This is a genomic window from Citrobacter sp. CK202, assembly GCF_030333225.1.
In the GTDB taxonomy this organism is placed as follows: domain Bacteria; phylum Pseudomonadota; class Gammaproteobacteria; order Enterobacterales; family Enterobacteriaceae; genus Citrobacter_B; species Citrobacter_B koseri.
The window spans coordinates 102,017-123,038 of the sequence record NZ_JAOWGI010000007.1; the positions used below are offsets into that span (position 1 = coordinate 102,017).

Annotated in this window: 23 protein-coding genes and 1 other RNA gene; 17 read left to right on the plus strand and 7 right to left on the minus strand. The window is 54.6% G+C overall.

The genetic code is table 11. The features are described 5' to 3' along the window. Positions 1-156 precede the first annotated feature (156 nt). Positions 157-606, plus strand: a complete 450-nt coding sequence (gene alaE / locus OGX84_RS00510) for an L-alanine exporter AlaE (RefSeq protein ID WP_024130879.1) — start codon at positions 157-159, stop codon at positions 604-606. Positions 607-645: 39 nt separating this feature from the next. Here alaE and OGX84_RS00515 read toward each other — a convergent pair whose 3' ends face one another. Continuing rightward, positions 646-1,002 carry a DUF2002 family protein gene (locus OGX84_RS00515; protein ID WP_012134782.1) on the minus strand — a complete coding sequence of 119 codons (357 nt, stop codon included), beginning with the start codon at positions 1,000-1,002 and terminating at the stop codon, positions 646-648. Between the two features lie 162 nt (positions 1,003-1,164). Between OGX84_RS00515 and OGX84_RS00520 the strand changes: the two genes are divergently transcribed. Beyond that, the gene (locus OGX84_RS00520) at positions 1,165-1,491 is read left to right on the plus strand and encodes an ElaB/YgaM/YqjD family protein (RefSeq protein ID WP_112001705.1); all 327 of its coding nucleotides are present in this window, start codon (positions 1,165-1,167) and stop codon (positions 1,489-1,491) included. Between the two features lie 33 nt (positions 1,492-1,524). On the opposite strand, the gene pdxR is transcribed toward OGX84_RS00520, so the two are convergent. Then, on the minus strand, positions 1,525-2,877 hold the full coding sequence (gene pdxR, locus OGX84_RS00525) for a MocR-like pyridoxine biosynthesis transcription factor PdxR (protein ID WP_112001704.1): 1,353 nt from the start codon (positions 2,875-2,877) through the stop codon (positions 1,525-1,527). A 103-nt stretch (positions 2,878-2,980) separates the two neighbouring features. Here pdxR and OGX84_RS00530 point away from each other — a divergent pair, with 103 nt between their 5' ends. From OGX84_RS00530 to OGX84_RS00600, 15 genes are all read left to right on the plus strand, one after another. Continuing rightward, positions 2,981-3,412 carry a carboxymuconolactone decarboxylase family protein gene (locus OGX84_RS00530; RefSeq protein ID WP_024130881.1) on the plus strand — a complete coding sequence of 144 codons (432 nt, stop codon included), beginning with the start codon at positions 2,981-2,983 and terminating at the stop codon, positions 3,410-3,412. Between the two features lie 262 nt (positions 3,413-3,674). Further along, positions 3,675-3,920 (plus strand): glutaredoxin-like protein NrdH, encoded by a 246-nt coding sequence (gene nrdH / locus OGX84_RS00535; protein ID WP_024130882.1) that lies wholly within the window; start codon positions 3,675-3,677, stop codon positions 3,918-3,920. After that, positions 3,917-4,327 (plus strand): class Ib ribonucleoside-diphosphate reductase assembly flavoprotein NrdI, encoded by a 411-nt coding sequence (nrdI, locus tag OGX84_RS00540; protein ID WP_012134787.1) that lies wholly within the window; start codon positions 3,917-3,919, stop codon positions 4,325-4,327. Before nrdH ends, nrdI begins: the two co-directional genes overlap by 4 nt. Next, positions 4,300-6,444, plus strand: coding sequence for a class 1b ribonucleoside-diphosphate reductase subunit alpha (gene nrdE, locus OGX84_RS00545; protein WP_110493910.1), 2,145 nt, complete (start codon positions 4,300-4,302; stop codon positions 6,442-6,444). The genes nrdI and nrdE overlap by 28 nt, the downstream gene beginning before the upstream one ends. A gap of 10 nt (positions 6,445-6,454) precedes the next feature. Beyond that, complete coding sequence (nrdF, locus tag OGX84_RS00550) at positions 6,455-7,414, plus strand: class 1b ribonucleoside-diphosphate reductase subunit beta (protein WP_012134789.1); 960 nt, start codon at positions 6,455-6,457, stop codon at positions 7,412-7,414. A 354-nt stretch (positions 7,415-7,768) separates the two neighbouring features. After that, positions 7,769-8,971 (plus strand): glycine betaine/L-proline ABC transporter ATP-binding protein ProV, encoded by a 1,203-nt coding sequence (proV, locus tag OGX84_RS00555; protein ID WP_012134791.1) that lies wholly within the window; start codon positions 7,769-7,771, stop codon positions 8,969-8,971. Further along, positions 8,964-10,028: a glycine betaine/L-proline ABC transporter permease ProW gene (gene proW / locus OGX84_RS00560; protein WP_047461746.1), complete on the plus strand. Its 1,065-nt coding sequence runs from the start codon at positions 8,964-8,966 to the stop codon at positions 10,026-10,028. The genes proV and proW overlap by 8 nt, the downstream gene beginning before the upstream one ends. 189 nt (positions 10,029-10,217) lie before the next feature. Further along, positions 10,218-11,213 (plus strand): glycine betaine/L-proline ABC transporter substrate-binding protein ProX, encoded by a 996-nt coding sequence (gene proX, locus OGX84_RS00565; protein WP_012134793.1) that lies wholly within the window; start codon positions 10,218-10,220, stop codon positions 11,211-11,213. A gap of 191 nt (positions 11,214-11,404) precedes the next feature. Further along, complete coding sequence (locus OGX84_RS00570; RefSeq protein ID WP_110493909.1) at positions 11,405-12,589, plus strand: MFS transporter; 1,185 nt, start codon at positions 11,405-11,407, stop codon at positions 12,587-12,589. A gap of 124 nt (positions 12,590-12,713) precedes the next feature. Further along, complete coding sequence (locus OGX84_RS00575; RefSeq protein WP_012134795.1) at positions 12,714-13,451, plus strand: AzlC family ABC transporter permease; 738 nt, start codon at positions 12,714-12,716, stop codon at positions 13,449-13,451. Continuing rightward, a complete protein-coding gene (gene ygaH / locus OGX84_RS00580; protein ID WP_047461737.1) occupies positions 13,441-13,776 on the plus strand; it encodes an L-valine transporter subunit YgaH in 336 nt (111 codons plus the stop codon). The genes OGX84_RS00575 and ygaH overlap by 11 nt, the downstream gene beginning before the upstream one ends. Before the next feature lie 90 nt (positions 13,777-13,866). Beyond that, positions 13,867-14,397 (plus strand): transcriptional repressor MprA, encoded by a 531-nt coding sequence (gene mprA, locus OGX84_RS00585; protein WP_012134797.1) that lies wholly within the window; start codon positions 13,867-13,869, stop codon positions 14,395-14,397. A gap of 128 nt (positions 14,398-14,525) precedes the next feature. Beyond that, positions 14,526-15,698, plus strand: coding sequence for a multidrug efflux MFS transporter periplasmic adaptor subunit EmrA (gene emrA / locus OGX84_RS00590; protein WP_024130884.1), 1,173 nt, complete (start codon positions 14,526-14,528; stop codon positions 15,696-15,698). 16 nt (positions 15,699-15,714) lie between these two features. Next, complete coding sequence (gene emrB, locus OGX84_RS00595; protein WP_012134799.1) at positions 15,715-17,253, plus strand: multidrug efflux MFS transporter permease subunit EmrB; 1,539 nt, start codon at positions 15,715-15,717, stop codon at positions 17,251-17,253. Between the two features lie 18 nt (positions 17,254-17,271). Further along, complete coding sequence (locus OGX84_RS00600) at positions 17,272-17,544, plus strand: hypothetical protein (protein WP_147491768.1); 273 nt, start codon at positions 17,272-17,274, stop codon at positions 17,542-17,544. Here the strand turns inward: OGX84_RS00600 and luxS are convergent. The 5 genes from luxS to OGX84_RS00625 form a co-directional block, all read right to left on the minus strand. Then, positions 17,541-18,056, minus strand: a complete 516-nt coding sequence (luxS, locus tag OGX84_RS00605) for an S-ribosylhomocysteine lyase (protein WP_012134800.1) — start codon at positions 18,054-18,056, stop codon at positions 17,541-17,543. The two genes, OGX84_RS00600 and luxS, sit on opposite strands and share 4 nt — an antisense overlap. A gap of 149 nt (positions 18,057-18,205) precedes the next feature. After that, positions 18,206-19,762 carry a glutamate--cysteine ligase gene (gene gshA, locus OGX84_RS00610; protein WP_275166657.1) on the minus strand — a complete coding sequence of 519 codons (1,557 nt, stop codon included), beginning with the start codon at positions 19,760-19,762 and terminating at the stop codon, positions 18,206-18,208. 73 nt (positions 19,763-19,835) lie between these two features. Further along, on the minus strand, positions 19,836-20,264 hold the full coding sequence (locus tag OGX84_RS00615; protein ID WP_012134802.1) for a YqaA family protein: 429 nt from the start codon (positions 20,262-20,264) through the stop codon (positions 19,836-19,838). Beyond that, positions 20,261-20,827, minus strand: coding sequence for a fructose-1-phosphate/6-phosphogluconate phosphatase (yqaB, locus tag OGX84_RS00620; protein WP_049011712.1), 567 nt, complete (start codon positions 20,825-20,827; stop codon positions 20,261-20,263). Before yqaB ends, OGX84_RS00615 begins: the two co-directional genes overlap by 4 nt. A 118-nt stretch (positions 20,828-20,945) precedes the next feature. Then, a non-coding RNA gene (locus OGX84_RS00625) (RtT sRNA) lies at positions 20,946-21,022 on the minus strand; the annotation flags it as partial.

Sequence of the window (21,022 nt, forward strand, 5' to 3'; positions counted from 1 at the left end):
AGTATTTTATCGACAAAAAGACAATAAATAAAAATTTTACACTAGTTGATAGTTATTATGTAGAGATATACGCTATGCATTAGCGAAAGCACTACGCTAAATCACTACAACCACACGTTCAATGGCGATTTTTACCCTTTTACAAGGAGCATTAACATGTTCTCACCGCAGTCACGCTTGCGTCATGCAGTCGCAGACACGTTCGCGATGGTTGTTTATTGTTCTGTCGTGAACATGTTGATCGAGATATTCCTCTCTGGAATGACCTTTGAACAGTCGCTGTCTTCCCGTCTGGTCGCCATTCCGGTCAATATTCTGATCGCGTGGCCCTATGGAATGTATCGTGATGCGATTATGCGCGTCGCGCGTAAGGCGAGCCCGGCGAGTTGGGTGAAGAATCTGGCGGATGTACTGGCTTACGTCACCTTCCAGTCTCCAGTTTATGTCGCGATTTTGTTGACGGTCGGCGCAGACTGGCACCAGATTACAGCGGCAGTCAGTTCGAATATCGTGATATCCATGCTGATGGGCGCGGTTTACGGCTACTTCCTTGATTATTGCCGACGCCTGTTCAAAGTCAGCAGCTACCACCAGGCTAAAGCCTGAGCCCCGCTTTCTTCGCGACTGGCAAGGCCAGTCGCTTCGTTAGTTTGAATTTGGTTTTGCTTCACCAAACAGTCCATGCAAATAGCGCTCAAGCGCAATCCGTGAACTAAAGCCGTGCGGTATGCCGTAATGTTCGTGAATTTCTCCGCCTAAATAAAGCGGGAACTGATGATAATGATCGCAGGTTTTAATTTCCGAAGCGGGTTCAGCCAGTGAAGAACTGCGTTCTTTTAGCGTCGGATGAATCACTAATGCGGTACGCCCCATACGCGCTTCACGATTAACGTACACATAATTTTCGCCACGTCGATAACCGTATGCTTTCTGTGTTACCACATCTACGGTAAAACCCACTTTTTCAAGTACGCGCGCCACCTCATCGGGTCGTAAATACATATTTTATCCTCGTTATCCTTTACTGCGGGCTTACCTTACCCGATCCAGCATTAGCAACGCTTTCAGAAAAATCCATAAACTCGCGAATATACCGTGACGCGCCTCAGAAGATAAAAAATATGGACTACACTGAAGTTCACATCGAAATCAATGGAGGATCATATGTTTAACCGACCGAGCCGAAAAGACGCCGATGAAAATGTTCAGGATATTCAGAACGATGTCAGTCAATTAGCCGATACCCTTGAAGACGTGCTGAAATCATGGGGAAGTGATGCCAAAGATGAAGCGGAAACCGCGCGGCGCAAAGCGCAGGCATTGCTGAAAGAAACCCGTGCCCGTATGCATGGCCGCACGCGAGTAGAACAGGCGGCGCGTGATGCCGTAGGATGCGCGGATACCTTTGTGCGAGAAAAACCCTGGTGCAGCATGGGGGCAGCCGCCGCTGTCGGCATCGTTGTCGGGGCGCTGTTAAGTTTACGCCGTTAACGGGGAATCTTGCCGGATGCGACGCAGAGCGTCTTATCCGGCCGACGGCGTGTCGGTTATGGCTTCCCGAAGCTGACGTGCGACCTGTTTTGCCATTCCCGCTGAAGTGATGTTGGTAAACGACAGCAGCAGTCCTCCCCTTCCTTCTGACTGAAGCCGCCAGCGGCTCAATGCCTGCACCGCCAGTCCGGCCTGATTGGCTTTCGCCGTCAGCAACCGGTCATCAGCATCCACCGCAACCACCAGCTGAATGCCGCCTTCCTGCGGGACAACGGCGAATCCCTGCTCACGCAGCGCCTCTTCCATCCAAAGCCGTCGCCTGGCGTAATGCTGGCGCATCTTTTTCAAATGCCGCCAGAAATGACCATCGCGGATAAAATCCGCCAGCGTCTGCTGCCACAGTACCGGCACGCTACAGGCCATCAGCCCCGCCAGTTGACGAAAACGCGCCACCTGATTAAGCGGAACCACCAGCCATGCGGTACGCAGCGCCGGAAACAGCGACTTGCTGAACGTTCCGGCATAGATCACCCGCTGCGGCGCATCGAGGCTTTTCAGCGGCGGAAGCGGCTTGCCGTGGTAACGAAATTCACTGTCATAATCATCTTCGATAATCCATGCCTGCGCGCTCGCCGCCCATTCAAGTAACTGGCGGCGACGGGTTAAAGAGAGCGCCACGCCGAGCGGGCTTTGGTGGGCCGGCGTTAACAACACAAAACGCGCCTGTGGGTAATCGTGAATGCCTGCCGCCACATTCAGTCCATGATCATCGACCGGAACCGGCATCAGCCCGACATTTTCCTGGGCAATCACCGGGCGAATAAGGGGAAACCCGGGATCTTCAACCCACATGCCTTCTCCAGGTTTCGCCAGCGCGCGCAGGATAAGGGTCATTGAGGACGCATAGCCGGAAGTGATAAACACCTGTTCCGGCAGGCATTCAATACTGCGCGACACCCGCAGATAATCGACAATGGCTTCGCGCAAAACCGCTTCGCCGCAGACGTCGCCCAACGCGAGATCAAAACGGGTCTGCGTACGCAGGCGACGCCCCATCACCCGCGCCCAAATCTCACGCGGGAAAAGATCCAGCGCAGGCAATCCCATTTGAAATGGATCGGGCGTCTGGCTTTCTCCGGCGAAAACGGCAGGCGTAGCGACCGTTTTTTCTGGACGTACATGCCCGCTGACAAACGTACCGGCCTGCCCGCGCCGCTCCAGCCAGCCTTGCGCCACCAGCTCGCCGTACGCGTTTTCGACCGTCGAGCGTGAAACGCCTAACTCTTGCGACCATGTCCGGCTGGACGGCAAACGCGCCCCGGCCTTGAGTTCGCCATGCTCAATGGCGTTTTTTAACTGACGGGCGATTTGCTGGTAGCGTGGCACAGGTGAACGATCCTTTATGGTCTGCTTTTTTCATAAAAATATGGCTCTCTTTAGCAGTCCATTATAGTGCTACATTGCTGACGTCTAAACGAGGAGAAGTATGATGACGACATTACGTCAGCCCTATTATGAACTTAGCCCTGAAGTCTATAGTGCGCTGGGCCAGGCCAAAAAAGCGTTGGAAAACAGCGCGCTGGACACCACGCTGATGGAACTGATTTATCTGCGTATCTCACAGATCAACGGTTGCGCATTTTGTCTGGAGATGCACAGCAAAGCCCTGCGTAAATCCGGCGTGGCGCAAAGCAAACTGGATGCGCTGGCCGGGTGGCGGGTAAGCCATCACTTCAGCGAACAGGAGCGTGCGGCGCTGGCCTGGGCGGAATCCGTCACGGATATCGCAAGAACGCATGCCGAAGATGACGCGTATCTGCCGCTACTCGAAAGTTTCAGCGCCCGTGAAATCAGCGATCTGACCTTCGCTATCAGTCTGATGAACTGCTTCAACCGCCTGGCTGTTGGGATGCGGATGTAAACCCGCTATTGCCGGATGGCGGCGTAAACGCCTTATCCGGCCTACACCGTAGGCCCGATTAGCGTAAGCGCCATCGGGCGACGTTTAACCATACCCCCCCATTCCCGCTGAGCTAATCAGCAGAAGCAAATTAATCGATATTTCCCATATCTTGTGTGGTTGAAACTTTATTCATCTACATCTAGTATTCTCTCTATCAAGACACACACAACCCGACGCATATCATCGCGCCGTTCTCTCATTTTAAATGGAAATACGAATCATGCGCATTACTATTTACACTCGTAACGACTGTGTTCAGTGCCACGCCACCAAACGGGCGATGGAAAGCCGTGGATTTGACTTTGAGATGGTGAACGTCGATCTGGTTCCCGACGCGGCAGATACCCTGCGGGAAAAAGGTTTTCGCCAGCTGCCGGTGGTCATCGCGGGCGATACCAGTTGGTCAGGCTTCCGCCCGGATATGATCAACCGTCTGCATCCTGATGCGCGCGTGGCCAGCGCATGAGCCAACTCGTCTACTTTTCCAGCAGCTCCGAAAATACACACCGCTTTATGCAGCGTCTGGGGCTGCCCGCTATTCGCATTCCGCTTAATGAACGCGAGCGAATCAGGGTAGACGAACCTTACATTCTGGTCGTCCCCTCTTACGGCGGCGGCGGTACGGCAGGCGCGGTTCCACGACAGGTGATCCGCTTTTTAAATGATGAACATAACCGGGCGTTAATTCGCGGCGTGATCGCCTCCGGCAACCGTAACTTTGGCGAGGCTTACGGTCGCGCTGGCGAGGTCATTTCACAAAAATGCGGCGTCCCCTGGCTGTACCGCTTTGAACTGATGGGAACGCAAAGCGACATCGACAACGTCCGAAAAGGAGTGAGCGAATTTTGGCAACGACAACCGCAGAACGTGTGAAGCAAGAAACGATGGATTATCACGCGCTGAATGCCATGCTGAATCTGTACGATAAAGCAGGCCATATTCAGTTCGACAAGGATCGGCAGGCGGTAGAGGTGTTCTTTGCCACCCATGTCCGCCCCAATTCCGTCTCCTTTGCCAGCCAGGACGAGCGCCTGGAATATCTGCTTCGCGAAGGCTATTACGACGAAAGCGTTTTAACCCGCTACGATCGCGCTTTCGTGGTGAAGCTGTTTGCTCACGCCCACGCCAGCGGTTTTCGCTTCCAGACGTTCCTTGGCGCGTGGAAATATTACACCAGCTATACGCTGAAAACGTTCGACGGCAAACGCTACCTTGAAGACTTTGAAGACCGGGTGACAATGGTGGCGCTGACGCTGGCGCAGGGCAATGAAGCGCTGGCGATGCAGCTTACCGATGAAATCCTCTCCGGGCGCTTTCAGCCAGCCACGCCGACCTTCTTAAACTGCGGCAAACAACAGCGCGGCGAGCTGGTCTCCTGCTTCCTGTTACGCATTGAAGACAATATGGAGTCCATTGGCCGGGCGGTTAACTCGGCGCTACAGCTTTCCAAGCGCGGCGGCGGCGTGGCGTTTTTGCTCTCGAATCTTCGTGAAGCGGGCGCGCCGATCAAGCGTATTGAGAACCAGTCCTCGGGCGTGATCCCGGTAATGAAGATGCTGGAAGACGCCTTTTCTTACGCTAATCAGTTAGGGGCGCGTCAGGGGGCGGGCGCCGTGTATCTGCACGCGCACCACCCGGATATCCTGCGTTTTCTCGACACGAAACGCGAAAACGCCGATGAAAAGATCCGCATTAAAACGCTGTCGCTGGGCGTGGTGATCCCGGACGTAACGTTCCGTCTGGCGAAAGAAAACGCGCAGATGGCGCTGTTCTCGCCTTACGATGTCGAACGCATTTACGGCAAACCGTTCGGAGATATCGCCATTAGCGAACGGTACGATGAGCTGCTCGCCGACGAACGCGTACGCAAGCAGTACATCAACGCGCGCGAATTTTTCCAGCGGCTCGCGGAAATCCAGTTTGAGTCAGGCTATCCCTACATCATGTACGAGGATACGGTAAACCGCGCGAATCCGATTGCCGGTCGCATCAACATGAGCAACCTGTGCTCGGAGATTTTGCAGGTCAACAGCGCCTCCACCTATGATGAAAATCTGGATTACGCGCAGACCGGGCATGATATCTCCTGCAACCTCGGTTCGCTGAACATCGCCCATACGATGGACTCCCCGAATTTTGGCCGCACGGTGGAAACGGCGATTCGCGGCCTGACGGCGGTATCGGATATGAGCCATATCCGCAGCGTACCGTCAATTGAAGCCGGAAACGCCGCGTCACACGCGATTGGCCTGGGGCAGATGAACCTGCACGGTTATCTGGCGCGAGAAGGCATTGCCTACGGCAGCCCGGAGGCGCTGGATTTCACCAACCTCTATTTCTACACCGTGACCTGGCACGCGCTGAATACCTCAATGATGATGGCGCGTGAACGAGGTAAAACCTTCGCCGGATTCAAACAATCGCGCTATGCCAGCGGCGAGTATTTCGAACAATATTTGCAGGGCGACTGGCAGCCGAAAACCGACACGGTTCGTGCGCTCTTTGCCCGTAGCGGCATTACGCTTCCGGGCCGCGAAATGTGGGCACGGCTGCGGGATGAGGTGATGCGCTACGGCATCTATAACCAGAATTTACAGGCGGTGCCGCCGACCGGTTCCATTTCCTATATCAACCACGCGACGTCAAGCATTCACCCGATCGTGTCGAAGATAGAGATCCGCAAAGAAGGAAAAACCGGGCGCGTTTACTACCCGGCCCCGTTTATGACCAATGAGAACCTGGACATGTACCAGGACGCCTATGAAATCGGCCCGGAAAAAATCATTGATACCTATGCCGAAGCCACACGCCACGTTGATCAGGGACTGTCGCTGACGCTGTTTTTCCCGGATACCGCGACAACCCGCGATATCAACAAAGCCCAGATTTACGCGTGGCGAAAAGGGATCAAAACGCTGTATTACATCCGTCTGCGTCAGCTGGCGCTGGAAGGTACTGAAATAGAAGGCTGCGTATCATGCGCGCTATAAGGAGAGCAGGATGAAACTATCACGCGTGAGCGCCATCAACTGGAACAAGATTCAGGATGATAAAGACCTGGAAGTGTGGAACCGCCTGACCAGCAACTTCTGGCTGCCGGAAAAGGTGCCGCTTTCCAATGATATCCCCGCCTGGCAGACGCTGAGCGCCGCCGAGCAGCAGCTTACCATCCGCGTGTTTACCGGATTAACGCTGCTCGACACCATTCAGAATATCGCCGGGGCCCCCGCGTTGATGCAGGACGCGCTGACGCCGCATGAAGAGGCGGTGCTGTCAAACATCAGCTTTATGGAAGCGGTACATGCCCGCTCGTACAGCTCGATTTTCTCTACGCTTTGCCAGACGAAAGACGTAGACGCGGCCTATGCCTGGAGTGAGGAAAATGCGCCGCTGCAACGCAAGGCGCAGATTATCCTGCAACATTACACCGCCGACAATCCGCTGAAAAAGAAAATCGCCAGCGTATTCCTGGAATCTTTCCTGTTCTATTCCGGCTTCTGGCTGCCAATGTATTTTTCCAGCCGGGGCAAGCTGACCAACACCGCCGACCTGATTCGTCTGATTATTCGTGACGAAGCGGTACATGGTTATTACATCGGCTATAAATACCAAAAAGGGCTGGAGAAACTGTCGGAATCCGAACGCGACGAATTGAAACATTTCGCCCTTGATTTGCTGATGGAGCTGTATGACAACGAGTCTCGCTATACGGAAGAACTGTATGCCGAAACCGGTTGGGTGGCAGACGTTAACGCCTTTCTCTGTTACAACGCCAATAAAGCGTTGATGAACCTGGGCTACGAAGCGTTATTCCCCGCAGAAATGGCGGAGGTCAATCCTGCCATACTTGCTGCGCTGTCACCGAATGCGGATGAAAACCATGATTTCTTCTCCGGTTCAGGCTCCTCCTATGTGATGGGAAAAGCCATCGAAACCGAAGACGAAGACTGGAATTTTTGACGGCGATTATCGCGGTAAATATCGATCACACTTCCGCGATAATATTTTAACGGGATCACGTTTTTATCACACAATTATTTCTGTGTGATCTACACTCAATATCTGCCACATTATTCGCCTGAATTTCAGCAATTCAGGCGCGTTTTCGGTGGTCGTTACAAAAAATATCGCTCTCCCCCCACTCCCGCTCAGCCCTTATATCATGGGAAATCCCGGCAAATGGCCTCCGGCAATATTTGTGCCTGAGGAAAATTCAGGGTTGTCTCAGATTCTCAGTATGTTAGGGTAGAAAAAGGTGACTATTTCTATCAGGTATCGTATCGACATAATAAATAACAGGAATCTTTCTATTGCATGGCAATTAAATTAGAAGTTAAGAATCTCTATAAGATATTTGGTGAGCATCCGCAGCGAGCTTTCAAATATATTGAAAAAGGACTTTCGAAAGAGCAAATTCTGGATAAAACAGGGCTATCGCTTGGCGTTAAAGACGCCAGTCTGGCCATTGAAGAAGGCGAGATTTTTGTCATCATGGGATTATCCGGTTCGGGTAAATCCACAATGGTACGCCTTCTCAATCGCCTGATTGAACCCACCCGCGGGCAAGTGCTGATCGACGGCGTTGATATTGCAAAAATATCTGACGCCGAGCTTCGCGAGGTGCGCAGAAAGAAAATTGCGATGGTTTTCCAGTCATTTGCATTAATGCCGCACATGACCGTACTGGATAATACGGCATTCGGCATGGAATTAGCCGGCGTTGCCGCTGAAGAGCGCCGTGAAAAAGCGCTGGATGCCTTACGCCAGGTGGGGCTGGAGAATTATGCGCACGGCTACCCGGATGAACTCTCCGGCGGTATGCGCCAGCGTGTCGGTCTGGCCCGCGCATTAGCGATCAACCCTGACATTCTGTTAATGGATGAGGCCTTCTCGGCGCTCGATCCCTTAATTCGTACCGAGATGCAGGATGAGCTGGTAAAACTACAGGCAAAACATCAGCGTACCGTCGTTTTTATTTCCCACGATCTCGATGAAGCGATGCGTATTGGCGATCGTATTGCCATTATGCAAAACGGCGAAGTCGTTCAGGTGGGAACGCCAGATGAAATTCTGAATAACCCGGCGAATGATTATGTCCGCACCTTCTTCCGTGGGGTCGATATTAGCCAGGTGTTCAGCGCCAAAGATATTGCCCGCCGCAGCCCGGTGGGATTAATTCGTAAAACGCCAGGTTTTGGTCCGCGTTCCGCACTGAAATTATTGCAGGATGAAGACCGTGAATTTGGTTATGTGATTGAACGCGGTAATAAGTTTGTCGGCATTGTTTCCATCGACTCATTAAAAGCGGCATTAAGCCAGGCGCAAGGTATTGAAGCAGCGCTTATTGACGAGTCACTGGCGGTGGATGCGCAAACACCTCTTAGCGAGTTGCTCTCTCATGTTGGCCAGGCGCCTTGTGCGGTGCCGGTTGTCGACGAGGAACAACAGTATGTCGGCATTATTTCAAAACGCATGCTGCTACAGGCTTTAGATCGCGAGGGGGCAAACAATGGCTGAACAAACTAATCCGTGGGATACCGCGCCAGCGGCGGATAGCGCCGCGCAATCCGCCGACGCCTGGGGAACGCCTTCGGGCGCGCCTGCCGATGGCGGCGGCGCAGACTGGCTGACCAGCGCGCCTGCGCCTGCGCCAGAACATTTTAATATTATGGACCCGTTCCATAAGACGCTGATCCCGCTGGACAGCTGGGTCACTGAAGGGATCGACTGGGTCGTTACGCATTTCCGCCCCGTTTTCCAGGGCATCCGTGTACCGGTGGATTACATTCTCAATGGCTTCCAGCAGCTGTTGCTGGGTATGCCAGCTCCGGTGGCGATTATCATTTTCGCACTGATCGCCTGGCAGATCTCCGGCCTGGGGATGGGGGCCGCCACGCTGGTGTCCCTGATTGCCATCGGCGCGATTGGCGCCTGGTCACAGGCGATGATTACCCTGGCGCTGGTGCTGACCGCCCTGCTGTTCTGCGTGGTCATCGGTTTGCCACTGGGGATATGGCTGGCGCGCAGTCCGCGTGCGGCGAAAATTGTCCGCCCGCTGCTGGATGCGATGCAAACAACGCCTGCGTTCGTCTATCTGGTGCCGATCGTGATGCTGTTCGGTATCGGTAACGTGCCGGGGGTGGTAGTGACCATTATCTTTGCCCTGCCGCCGATTGTGCGTCTGACCATTCTGGGGATTAACCAGGTTCCGGCGGATTTGATCGAAGCCTCACGCTCATTTGGCGCCAGTCCGCGTCAGATGCTGTTTAAAGTACAGCTACCGCTGGCCATGCCCACCATTATGGCGGGTGTTAACCAGACGCTCATGCTTGCCCTCTCCATGGTAGTGATCGCCTCTATGATTGCCGTCGGCGGGCTTGGTCAGATGGTGCTGCGTGGCATTGGCCGCCTCGACATGGGGCTGGCGACCGTCGGCGGGGTCGGTATTGTGATCCTCGCTATCATTCTGGACCGCCTGACCCAGGCCGTTGGTCGCGACTCGCGCAGCCGTGGCAACCGCCGCTGGTATACCACCGGTCCCGTTGGGCTTATCACTCGCCCTTTCGTTAAGTAATTCACCCGTTGCCCGGTGGCGCATTGCTTACCGGGTCTACAATTCATTAGCTTACACAAAATCGTTCAAGTTGCATCGCGGCGGCAAACGAATGTATCCCCAGGAGCGTACACGCAGTACGTGACCGGGGTGCATGAGTGCAGCTAACAAAGAGGCAGCTTGGAAGATGAAGTGTAATAAGGAACAACGATGCGACATAACATTCTATTTGCCACAGCGTTTGCCACCCTTGTCTCTACCAGCGCATTCGCTGCCGACCTGCCGGGCAAAGGCGTTACCGTACAGCCGGTGCAGAGCACCATCACCGAAGAAACCTTCCAGACGCTGCTGGTCAGCCGCGCGCTGGAGAAACTGGGTTATACCGTCAATAAGCCAAGCGAAGTTGATTACAACGTCGGTTACACCTCCATTGCCTCTGGCGATGCAACTTTTACCGCCGTGAACTGGCAGCCGCTGCATGATGATATGTACGCCGCTGCGGGCGGAGACAAAAAGTTCTATCGCGAGGGGGTATTCGTGACGGGCGCCGCGCAGGGTTATCTGATCGACAAGAAAACCGCTGAGCAGTACAAGATCACTAACCTCGCCCAGTTGAAAGACCCGAAAATCGCCAAAATCTTTGATACCAACGGCGACGGCAAAGCTGACATGATGGGTTGTTCGCCAGGCTGGGGCTGTGAAGCGGTGATTAACCACCAGAACAAAGCGTTCGATCTGGAAAAAACCGTCGACGTCAGCCACGGTAACTATGCAGCGATGATGGCCGACACCATCACCCGCTTCAAAGAAGGCAAGCCGATTCTGTACTACACCTGGACGCCGTACTGGGTGAGCGACGTGATGAAGCCGGGTAAAGATGTTGTCTGGTTACAGGTGCCGTTCTCTTCCCTGCCGGGCGAGCAGAAAGACATTGATACTAAACTGCCGAACGGCGCGAACTATGGCTTCCCGGTGAACACCATGCACATTGTCGCCAACAAAGCCTGGGCAGAGAAAAACCCGGCGGCGGCGAAGCTGTTCGCCATCATGAAGGTGCCGCTGGCGGATATCAACGCGCAGAACGCGATGATGCATGAAGGCAAATCGTCCGAGGCCGATGTTCAGGGTCACGTTGACGGCTGGATCAAAGCCCACCAGCAGCAGTTTGACGGCTGGGTAAAAGAAGCGCTGGCCGCGCAGAAATAACCCACTCGTCGGCCTTAAAGCTGCGCGCCATCAGGCGCAGTAACCACACCAATGCCGGATGGTGGCGCAATGCGCCTTATCCGGCCTATACGCCCTCCCCCAACCGCACAATCCATCACTCAACAAACCACTCACATTCATAAACATCCGCTATGATTGATACCCCAGGAAATCATATCTGACTCAAAATAATGACTAAATCCACTCACGGGCTTAGCCCGGCGCTGATTGTTTTAATGTCCGTGGCAACCGGTCTGGCCGTCGCCAGTAACTATTACGCCCAGCCGTTGCTCGATACTATCGCAAACAATTTCTCGCTTTCCGCCAGCTCGGCGGGCTTTATCGTTACCGCCGCTCAGTTGGGCTATGCCGCCGGATTGCTCTTTCTGGTGCCGCTGGGCGATATGTTCGAGCGCCGGACGCTCATCGTCTCCATGACGCTGCTGGCCGCAGGCGGCATGCTGATTACCGCCAGCAGTCAGTCGCTCGGCATGATGATTCTCGGCACGGCGCTCACCGGGCTGTTCTCCGTCGTGGCGCAAATCCTGGTGCCGCTGGCGGCGACGCTCGCCACGCCGGATAAGCGCGGCAAAGTGGTCGGCACCATCATGAGCGGCCTGCTGCTGGGGATTTTACTGGCGCGTACCGTTGCCGGATTGCTGGCGAATCTTGGCGGCTGGCGCACCGTCTTCTGGGTCGCTTCTGTGCTGATGGCGCTGATGGCCATCGCGCTGTGGCGCGGTTTACCAAAGGTGAAATCAGAAACGCATCTTAACTATCCGCAGCTATTGGGTTCCGTGTTCAGCCTGTTTATCCACGACGGCCTCCTGCGCACCCGCGCGTTGTTAGGCTGCCTGACGTTCGCCAACTTCAGCATTCTCTGGACATCGATGGCCTTTTTACTGGCCGCGCCGCCGTTTAACTATTCCGAAGGGATGATTGGGCTGTTTGGTCTGGCGGGAGCCGCTGGCGCGCTGGGCGCACGTCCGGCGGGCGGTTTTGCCGATAAAGGGAAGTCCCATCTCACCACGACTTTCGGCCTGCTGTTGCTGTTGCTCTCCTGGCTGGCTATCTGGTACGGACACAGCTCCGTGCTGGCGCTGATTATTGGCATCCTGGTGCTGGATCTCACCGTGCAGGGCGTACACATCACCAATCAGACGGTGATTTACCGCGTCCACCCGGATGCGCGTAACCGGCTCACCGCCGGGTATATGACCAGCTACTTTATCGGCGGCGCCGCCGGTTCGTTGATTTCGGCATCGGCCTGGCAGCATGCCGGCTGGGCCGGCGTTTGTCTGGCCGGTACCACCGTCGCCGCGCTCAATCTGCTGGTCTGGTGGCGAGGTTTTCACCGACAAGAAGCCGCAAATTAAGCAGATGGCAAGCGTTTACCTTTGATTGAGCTCCCCAGGGTGTTAAGGCGCCCCCCACTCTGTTAAGGTTATATGATTCATTTATGCTGGTTATTTTAACATCGGTGACGAATCAGATAATCTTATGGAAAGCCCTGCACCCCAGTCTGAGCCCCGTCCGGCAACATTAACGGAAGGATTCAAAGACAGTTTACCGATAGTCATAAGTTATATTCCGGTGGCGTTTGCGTTTGGCCTTAACGCCACCCGTCTGGGCTTTACTCCCCTCGAAAGCGTTTTTTTCTCCTGCATTATTTACGCAGGCGCCAGCCAGTTCGTCATCACCACCATGCTCGCGGCGGGCAGCACATTATGGGTCGCCGCGCTGACCGTGATGGCGATGGACGTACGCCATGTGCTGTACGGCCCTTCCCTGCGTAGTCGCATCAGCCAACGGCTCAGTAAACCTAAAACCGCCCTGTGGGCATTTGGTCTCACCGATGAAGTGTTTGCTGCCGCCACGGCCAAACTGGTGCGGGATAACCGCCGCTGGAGTGAAAACTGGATGATCGGCATCGCGTTCTGCTCCTGGGCCTCCTGGGTGCTCGGCACGGTCATTGGCGCATTTTCCGGGAGCGGATTGCTGAAAGGCTTCCCCGCCGTTGAGGCGGCATTAGGTTTTATGCTGCCAGCTCTGTTTATGAGCTTTTTGCTCGCCTCTTTTCAACGCAAACAAACGCTGTGCGTCACGGCGGCGTTAATCGGCGCGCTGGCAGGCGTCACGCTGTTTTCCATTCCAGCGGCTATCCTGGCGGGTATCGCCAGCGGGTGTCTGACCGCCTTGATCCAGTCGTTCTGGCAAGGAGCGCCCGATGAGTTATGAGGTTTTGCTGCTGGGGCTGCTGGTCGGCTGCGCCAATTATTGTTTTCGTTATTTACCGCTTCGTCTGCGAATGGGAAACACCCGTCCCGCCAGGCGCGGCGCAACGGGCGTGTTGCTCGACACCATTGGCATCGCGTCCATCTGCGCCCTGCTGGTGGTGTCTACGGCTCCCGAAGTGATGCACGACGCCAGCCGGTTCATTCCGACGCTGGTCGGGTTTGCCGTCCTGGGCGTCAGTTTCTACAAGACGCGCAGCATCATCATCCCAACGCTACTGAGCGCTCTGGGCTATGGACTCGCCTGGAAGATAGGGGTCATTTTATAACCCAAAAGAATCATTTTAAATTAATAATACATTTACTTTATTTGTCACTGTCGTTACTATATCGGCTGAAATTAATGAGGTCATGCCCAAATGGATAGTTCGTTTACGCCCATTGAACAAATGCTAAAATTTCGCGCCAGCCGCCACGAAGAGTTTCCTTACCAGGAGATCCTTCTGACCCGCCTTTGCATGCATATGCAAGGCAAACTGCTGGAAAACCGCAATAAGATGCTGAAAGCTCAAGGGATTAACGAGACGTTGTTTATGGCGTTGATTACGCTGGAGTCTCAGGAAAACCACAGTATTCAGCCATCTGAACTGAGTTGCGCGCTGGGCTCGTCCCGTACCAACGCAACACGTATCGCAGATGAATTAGAGAAACGCGGCTGGATCGAACGTCGTGAAAGCGATAACGACCGTCGCTGCCTGCATCTGCAACTGACGGAGAAAGGTCACGCGTTTTTGCGCGAGGTGTTACCGCCTCAGCATCACTGCCTGCACCAGCTATGGTCCTCTCTCAGCACCGCCGAAAAAGATCAACTTGAGCACATCACTCGTAAGCTCCTGACGCGTCTCGATCAGATGGATCAGGATGGCGCCGTTCTTGAGGCGCTACGCTAACGCGTCGACACGCTCAATCATCCAGATTTATAAAAGAAAAAACTGACAGGCCAGCACGTCATACTGCTGGCCTTTCTGACAAAAACGTCGGCCCAGCCGATATGAAAAATAAGATCGTGGAGAACAACATGAGCGCAAATGCGGAGACTCAAACCCCGCAGCAACCGGTTAAGAAGAATGGCAAACGTAAAAGCGCGCTAATCCTTTTAACCTTGCTCTTTATCGCAATTGCCGTGGCATATGGGATTTATTGGTTTTTAGTACTGCGTCATATCGAAGAAACGGATGATGCGTACGTGGCAGGGAACCAGGTTCAAATCATGGCGCAGGTATCAGGCAGCGTGACGAAAGTCTGGGCTGATAACACTGACTTTGTAAAACAGGGCGACGTGCTGGTCACGCTCGACCAGACGGATGCCAGACAGGCATTCGAAAAAGCGAAAACGGCGCTGGCCTCCAGCGTTCGCCAGACGCACCAGTTGATGATCAATAGCAAGCAGCTCCAGGCCAGCATTGAAGTGCAGAAAACCGCACTGGCGCAGGCACAAAGCGACTTTAACCGTCGCGTGCCGCTGGGCAATGCGAACCTGATCGGTCGCGAAGAGCTGCAACACGCGCGTGATGCCGTCGCCAGCGCGCAGGCGCAGCTGGATGTGGCAATTCAACAATATAACGCAAACCAGGCGATGATCCTCGGCAGCAAGCTGGAAGATCAGCCTGCCGTGCAACAGGCGGCTACGGAAGTGCGCAACGCCTGGCTGGCGCTGGAGCGTACCAAAATCGTCAGCCCGATGACCGGCTACGTCTCCCGCCGCGCCGTACAGCCTGGCGCGCAGATTAGCCCGACCACGCCGCTGATGGCGGTCGTGCCTGCCACCAACCTGTGGGTGGACGCGAACTTCAAAGAGACGCAGCTCGCCCATATGCGTATCGGCCAACCGGCAACGGTCATCAGCGATATTTACGGCGATGACGTGAAATACACCGGTAAGGTTGTCGGCCTGGATATGGGGACAGGCAGCGCCTTCTCCCTGCTTCCGGCGCAAAACGCTACCGGCAACTGGATCAAGGTCGTGCAGCGCTTGCCTGTACGTATTGAACTGGATGCGCAGCAACTGGCGCAGCATCCGCTGCGTATCGGCTTATCAACCCTCGTCACCGTGGATACGTCGAACCGCGACGGACAGGTGCTGGCAAGCCAGGTTCGTAGTACCCCGGTTTCTGAGAGTAACGCACGAGAAATTAATCTCGCTCCGGTCAATAAGCTGATCGAAGAGATTGTGCAGGCCAACGCGGGATAATCCTGAGGTGCGTGTAATGCAACAGCAAAAACCGCTGGAAGGCGCGCAGCTGGTCATTATGACGATTGCGCTGTCGCTGGCGACATTCATGCAGGTGCTGGACTCCACCATTGCTAACGTGGCGATCCCCACCATCGCCGGGAACCTTGGCTCATCGTTGAGCCAGGGGACATGGGTTATCACCTCATTCGGGGTGGCGAACGCGATCTCCATCCCGATTACCGGCTGGCTGGCGAAACGCGTCGGGGAAGTGAAGCTGTTCATGTGGTCAACCGTCGCCTTTGCCATTGCGTCATGGGCGTGCGGGGTCTCCAACAGTCTGAACATGCTGATCTTCTTCCGCGTGGTTCAGGGTGTCGTCGCAGGGCCGTTAATCCCGCTCTCACAGAGCCTGTTGCTGAATAACTATCCTCCCGCAAAACGTTCTATCGCGCTGGCGCTATGGTCGATGACGGTGATTGTCGCGCCGATCTGCGGCCCGATACTGGGCGGCTACATCAGCGATAACTATCACTGGGGCTGGATTTTCTTCATCAACGTGCCGATTGGGGTTGCGGTCGTGCTGATGACGCTGCAAACCCTGCGCGGTCGCGAGACCCGCACCGAGCAGCGACGTATCGACGCTATCGGCCTGGCGCTGCTGGTGATTGGTATCGGCAGTCTACAGATCATGCTTGACCGCGGGAAAGAGCTGGACTGGTTCGCCTCGCAAGAGATTATCATCCTGACCGTGGTCGCCGTCATTGCCATCAGTTTCCTGATTGTCTGGGAGCTGACCGACGATAACCCAATCGTTGACCTCTCCTTGTTCAAGTCGCGTAACTTCACGATTGGCTGTTTGTGTATCAGTCTCGCCTATATGCTCTATTTCGGCGCGATTGTGTTGTTACCGCAGCTGTTGCAGGAGGTATACGGCTATACCGCGACGTGGGCCGGCCTGGCCTCAGCGCCGGTCGGGGTAATCCCGGTGATCCTGTCGCCGATTATCGGACGTTTCGCCCACAAGCTGGATATGCGCAGGCTGGTCACGTTCAGCTTTATCATGTATGCCGTCTGCTTTTACTGGCGTGCGTGGACGTTTGAACCGGGTATGGATTTCGGCGCATCGGCCTGGCCGCAGTTTATTCAGGGTTTCGCCGTAGCCTGCTTCTTTATGCCGCTCACCACCATCACGCTCTCAGGCTTGCCGCCTGAACGTCTGGCGGCGGCGTCGAGCCTGTCGAACTTTACGCGAACGCTGGCAGGGTCAATTGGTACATCAATCACCACCACCATGTGGACCAACCGTGAGGCGATGCACCATTCGCAATTGACCGAGTCGGTGAATCCGTACAACCCCAATGCCCAGGCGATGTACGATCAGCTACAGGGGCTGGGGATGACGCAGCAGCAGGCGTCAGGCTGGATCGCCCAGCAGATTACCAATCAGGGGCTGATTATTTCCGCCAATGAGATCTTCTGGATGTCGGCCGGGATCTTCCTCGTGCTGCTTGGGCTGGTCTGGTTCGCCAAACCACCTTTCGGCGCGGGCGGCGGCGGTGGAGGCGCGCATTAATAAAAAAGCCAGTTCATCATGAACTGGCTTTTTTTTTTGCCGGATGGCGGCTGCGCCTTATCCGGCCTACAGAACGCGCACATTGTAGACCCGGTAAGCATCGCGCCACCGGGCATAACGCCGGATGGCGGCTTCGCCTTATCCGGCCTACAGAACATACACGTTGTATGCCCGGTAAGCATCGCGCCACCGGGCATAATGCCGGATGGCGGCTGCGCCTTATCCGGCCTACAGAACGCGCACATTGTAGGCCCGGTAAGCATCGCGCCACCGGGCATTGCATTCGACTAGATATGCAGTTCCTGCAATTTATCTTTCGGCAGGGCCAGCTCTTCGTTGCTGTTGATGCGAACGTCGTGTTCCAGAATATGACGTGCAATATCCTGCGCTTCGCTCAGAGAGTGCATCTGATACGTACCGCACTGATAAACGTTCAGTTCCGGGATCTGATTCTGCTCCTTCACTTTCAGCACGTCAGCCATCGCGGCTTTCCAGGCGTCCGCCACACGTTGTTCGTCAGGCGTACCGATCAGGCTCATGTAGAAACCGGTACGGCAGCCCATCGGGGAGATATCGATAATCTCAACGCCGTTGCCGTTCAGATGATTACGCATAAAGCCAGCGAACAGGTGCTCCAGCGTATGGATACCCTTCTCAGGCATCACTTCTTTATTCGGGATGCAGAAACGCAGGTCAAACACGGTAATGGTATCGCCATGCGGGGTGTTCATCGTTTTCGCGACCCGGACTGCTGGTGCTTCCATCCGGGTATGATCGACTGTGAAGCTATCTAACAACGGCATTTAGCCACCTCCGATAATATTTTTTAAAATAAACTGAACTCTTCGTTCCGGGGCGAGTCTGAGTATGTGAAAGACGCGCATTTGTTATCATCATCCCTGTTTTCAGAGATGAAATTTTGGCCACTCACGAGTGGCCTTTTTCTTTTCTGTCAGGCGTGCTTTTCCAGCCACGCATCAAACGGTTCGGTATCCGCCGCTTCAACCTCAAGCTGACGACGCGTTGACGCCTCACGCTCAGCAATGAAGTCCTCTTCACGCAAAATCTCCAGCGGTTCTTCGCGCAGCAGATTGCGATAAGCCTCGCCCAGCGCTTTGCCGGTGCCGCCAATCCCGGTATCAATCATCGATCGCAGAATACGCGCTGAGAACGTCAGTTCCGGGTTGTCGAAACAGGCAACCAGTTCATCACATATCTTCTGATAATCCTCTCCCCCGTGGATGCTGTCCAGCGTTTGCGCCACACGTTTCAGGTCGCGGAACAGATCTTTACCCACTTTCGGCAGCGGGAACTGCGCGGTTTCACAGCCAATCCCTAACGTCAGCCCCGGTTTACGCCCTTCCAGAATCACCCGATTCCAGTTCGTGCGCGTACACAGCAGCTCGTCGCTGCTCATTTCCGGCGCATCGGCCAGTACGCACCAGACCATAAACAGATCCAGGAAACGCACCTGCTGCTCATCCACGCCAATAGGCGAGAACGGGTTAATATCCAGCGAACGCACTTCGATATATTCAATCCCGCCGCGCAGAAGCGCATCTGACGGCGTTTCTCCGCTACGCGTCACGCGTTTAGGGCGGATCGGCGCATACAGCTCGTTCTCAATCTGTAGCACGTTGCTGTTGATTTGCAGGCGTTTACCGTCCTTCTCCAGACCGATCTCCGCATACTCCGTGGACGGCGTTTTGATCGCGCGCTTCAATCCTGCCACATATTCATGCAGATCGTTAAACGTAATTCCAAGATTGCTTTGCGACTTATTGGTATAACCCAGGTCGCTCAAACGCAGCGACGTTGCATACGGCAGGTAGTACATACCGCAGTCCGTTTTTTCAAACGGCAGCGTGGTGGGTTTGCCCTGCAAGAATGAGGAACAAATAGCCGGAGAGGCGCCAAACAGATACGGAATGACCCACCCAAAACGGTAATAGTTACGGATCAGGCGGAAATAGCCTGCGGAAATTTTCTCTTTCGCATCTTCCCCGTCCACGACGCCACACTTCGCCTGCCAGAATGCCATCGGCAGCGAAAAATTGTAGTGTACGCCGGAGATGGTTTGCATCAACGCGCCGTAACGGTTTTTCAACCCTTCCCGATAAAGCGTTTTCAAACGACCAATATTTGACGTACCGTACTGCGCCAGCTCAATATCCTGCCCTTCAGCAATATAGCAAGGCATACTCAGCGGCCACATTCGCTCATCACCCAAATTTCTGGCCGTATAGCGATGCAGGTCGCGCATCAATGTGAGCATATGCTGAATATCGCCGTCTACCGGGGTAATAAACTCCAGCAGGGCTTCAGCAAAATCTGTCGTGACCCATTTGTGCGTCAGCGCCGAGCCTAACGCGTCAGGATGACCCGTGGTTGCCAGCGTGCCATCAGCGTTAACACGCAGCGTTTCGCGCTCCAGCCCGCGTTGAATCCCCTTTAGTGCCTGAGGATGCCTTTCCAGCCAGGTCAGAGCCTGTGATACGTCCGGGATCAAATTGACCTCCCGCCTGTCAAAATCGTTTTAATTAGCATAATTGTAATGGTGACGGTAAATGTCTATCCCACAATTAGTGCCACCACATAATGCCCTGAACCGTAGCGGCTGCGACGATAACGTAACGCAACGCTTTACCAAGGCATAAAAAAAAGAGCACTGGCCCCCACGAGATGCGCATCCATCCCGCTAACAGGCACAGCAAATCACCGATAACCGGCGCCCAGCTTAATAATAGTGTGACTGCACCGTAGCGCTTAAGCCAGCCAGTGGCTTTTTCCTGCCAGCGCGATGTTTTGCGCAACGGAAAAAAACGCCCAAGGATAACGTTAGTTAACCCTCCAAGGCTATTACCCATTGTTGCTGTTAAGACTAAGACCCAGGGATGACTTACCCCGGAGACTAACATGGCAACTAAAACAACTTCGGAATTACCGGGCAACAGCGTGGCGCTGAGAAAACTGCTGGCAAACAGTGACAGGAGCGACAGCCCGTCACTCACAATAGTCGAACGTCCACGGCATCCATTCCCGCCGCGCGTGCTGCCTGCAAGCCGAAATCCGCATCCTCAAACACGACGCATTGCGTCGGCACAACGCCCATACGCTTCGCACACAGCAGGAACGTGTCCGGCGCGGGTTTGTGGTGCAGAACATGATCCGCAGCGACAACTGCATCAAAATAACGACGCAGCCCCAGATGGGTCAATAGCGCTTCGGCAATTGCGCTTTCGCTGCCCGTTCCCACCGACAGAGGTCGACGGCCGTACCAGGCTTTAACCACCTCAACCAGCGGCAGAGGCTCTACGCTATCCAGCAACATGCTTTTCACTGCATCAGTTTTTTCTTGCGCCAGCGCATGAGGGTCAAGATCGGCGTGATTCAGTTCGATAATCGACTGCGCGATACGCCAGGTTGGAGAACCGTTAAGCGCCACCATCGCTTGCAGATCAAAGCGAAGACCATAGCGCCCTAATACCTCGTCCCACGCCTTACGGTGCGTCGGCTCGGTATCCAGGATGGTGCCATCCATATCAAAAATCAAACCCGCATAACGTTCGTACATCGTGTTCTCACAAACCAAATGACCAGATGTTACTTTATCGTAATTGACTGATTTTGTCGCTGACAGAGAAATGAGGATTGTTCAGGGTAGAGAGGTAATGGAGGTATTCAGGAGAAGATGGTGCATCCGGGAGGATTACTCGGCTGCGCCTCGCCCTACGGGCCGTTGCTGAAGCAACGTTATCCTCCCTGGTGC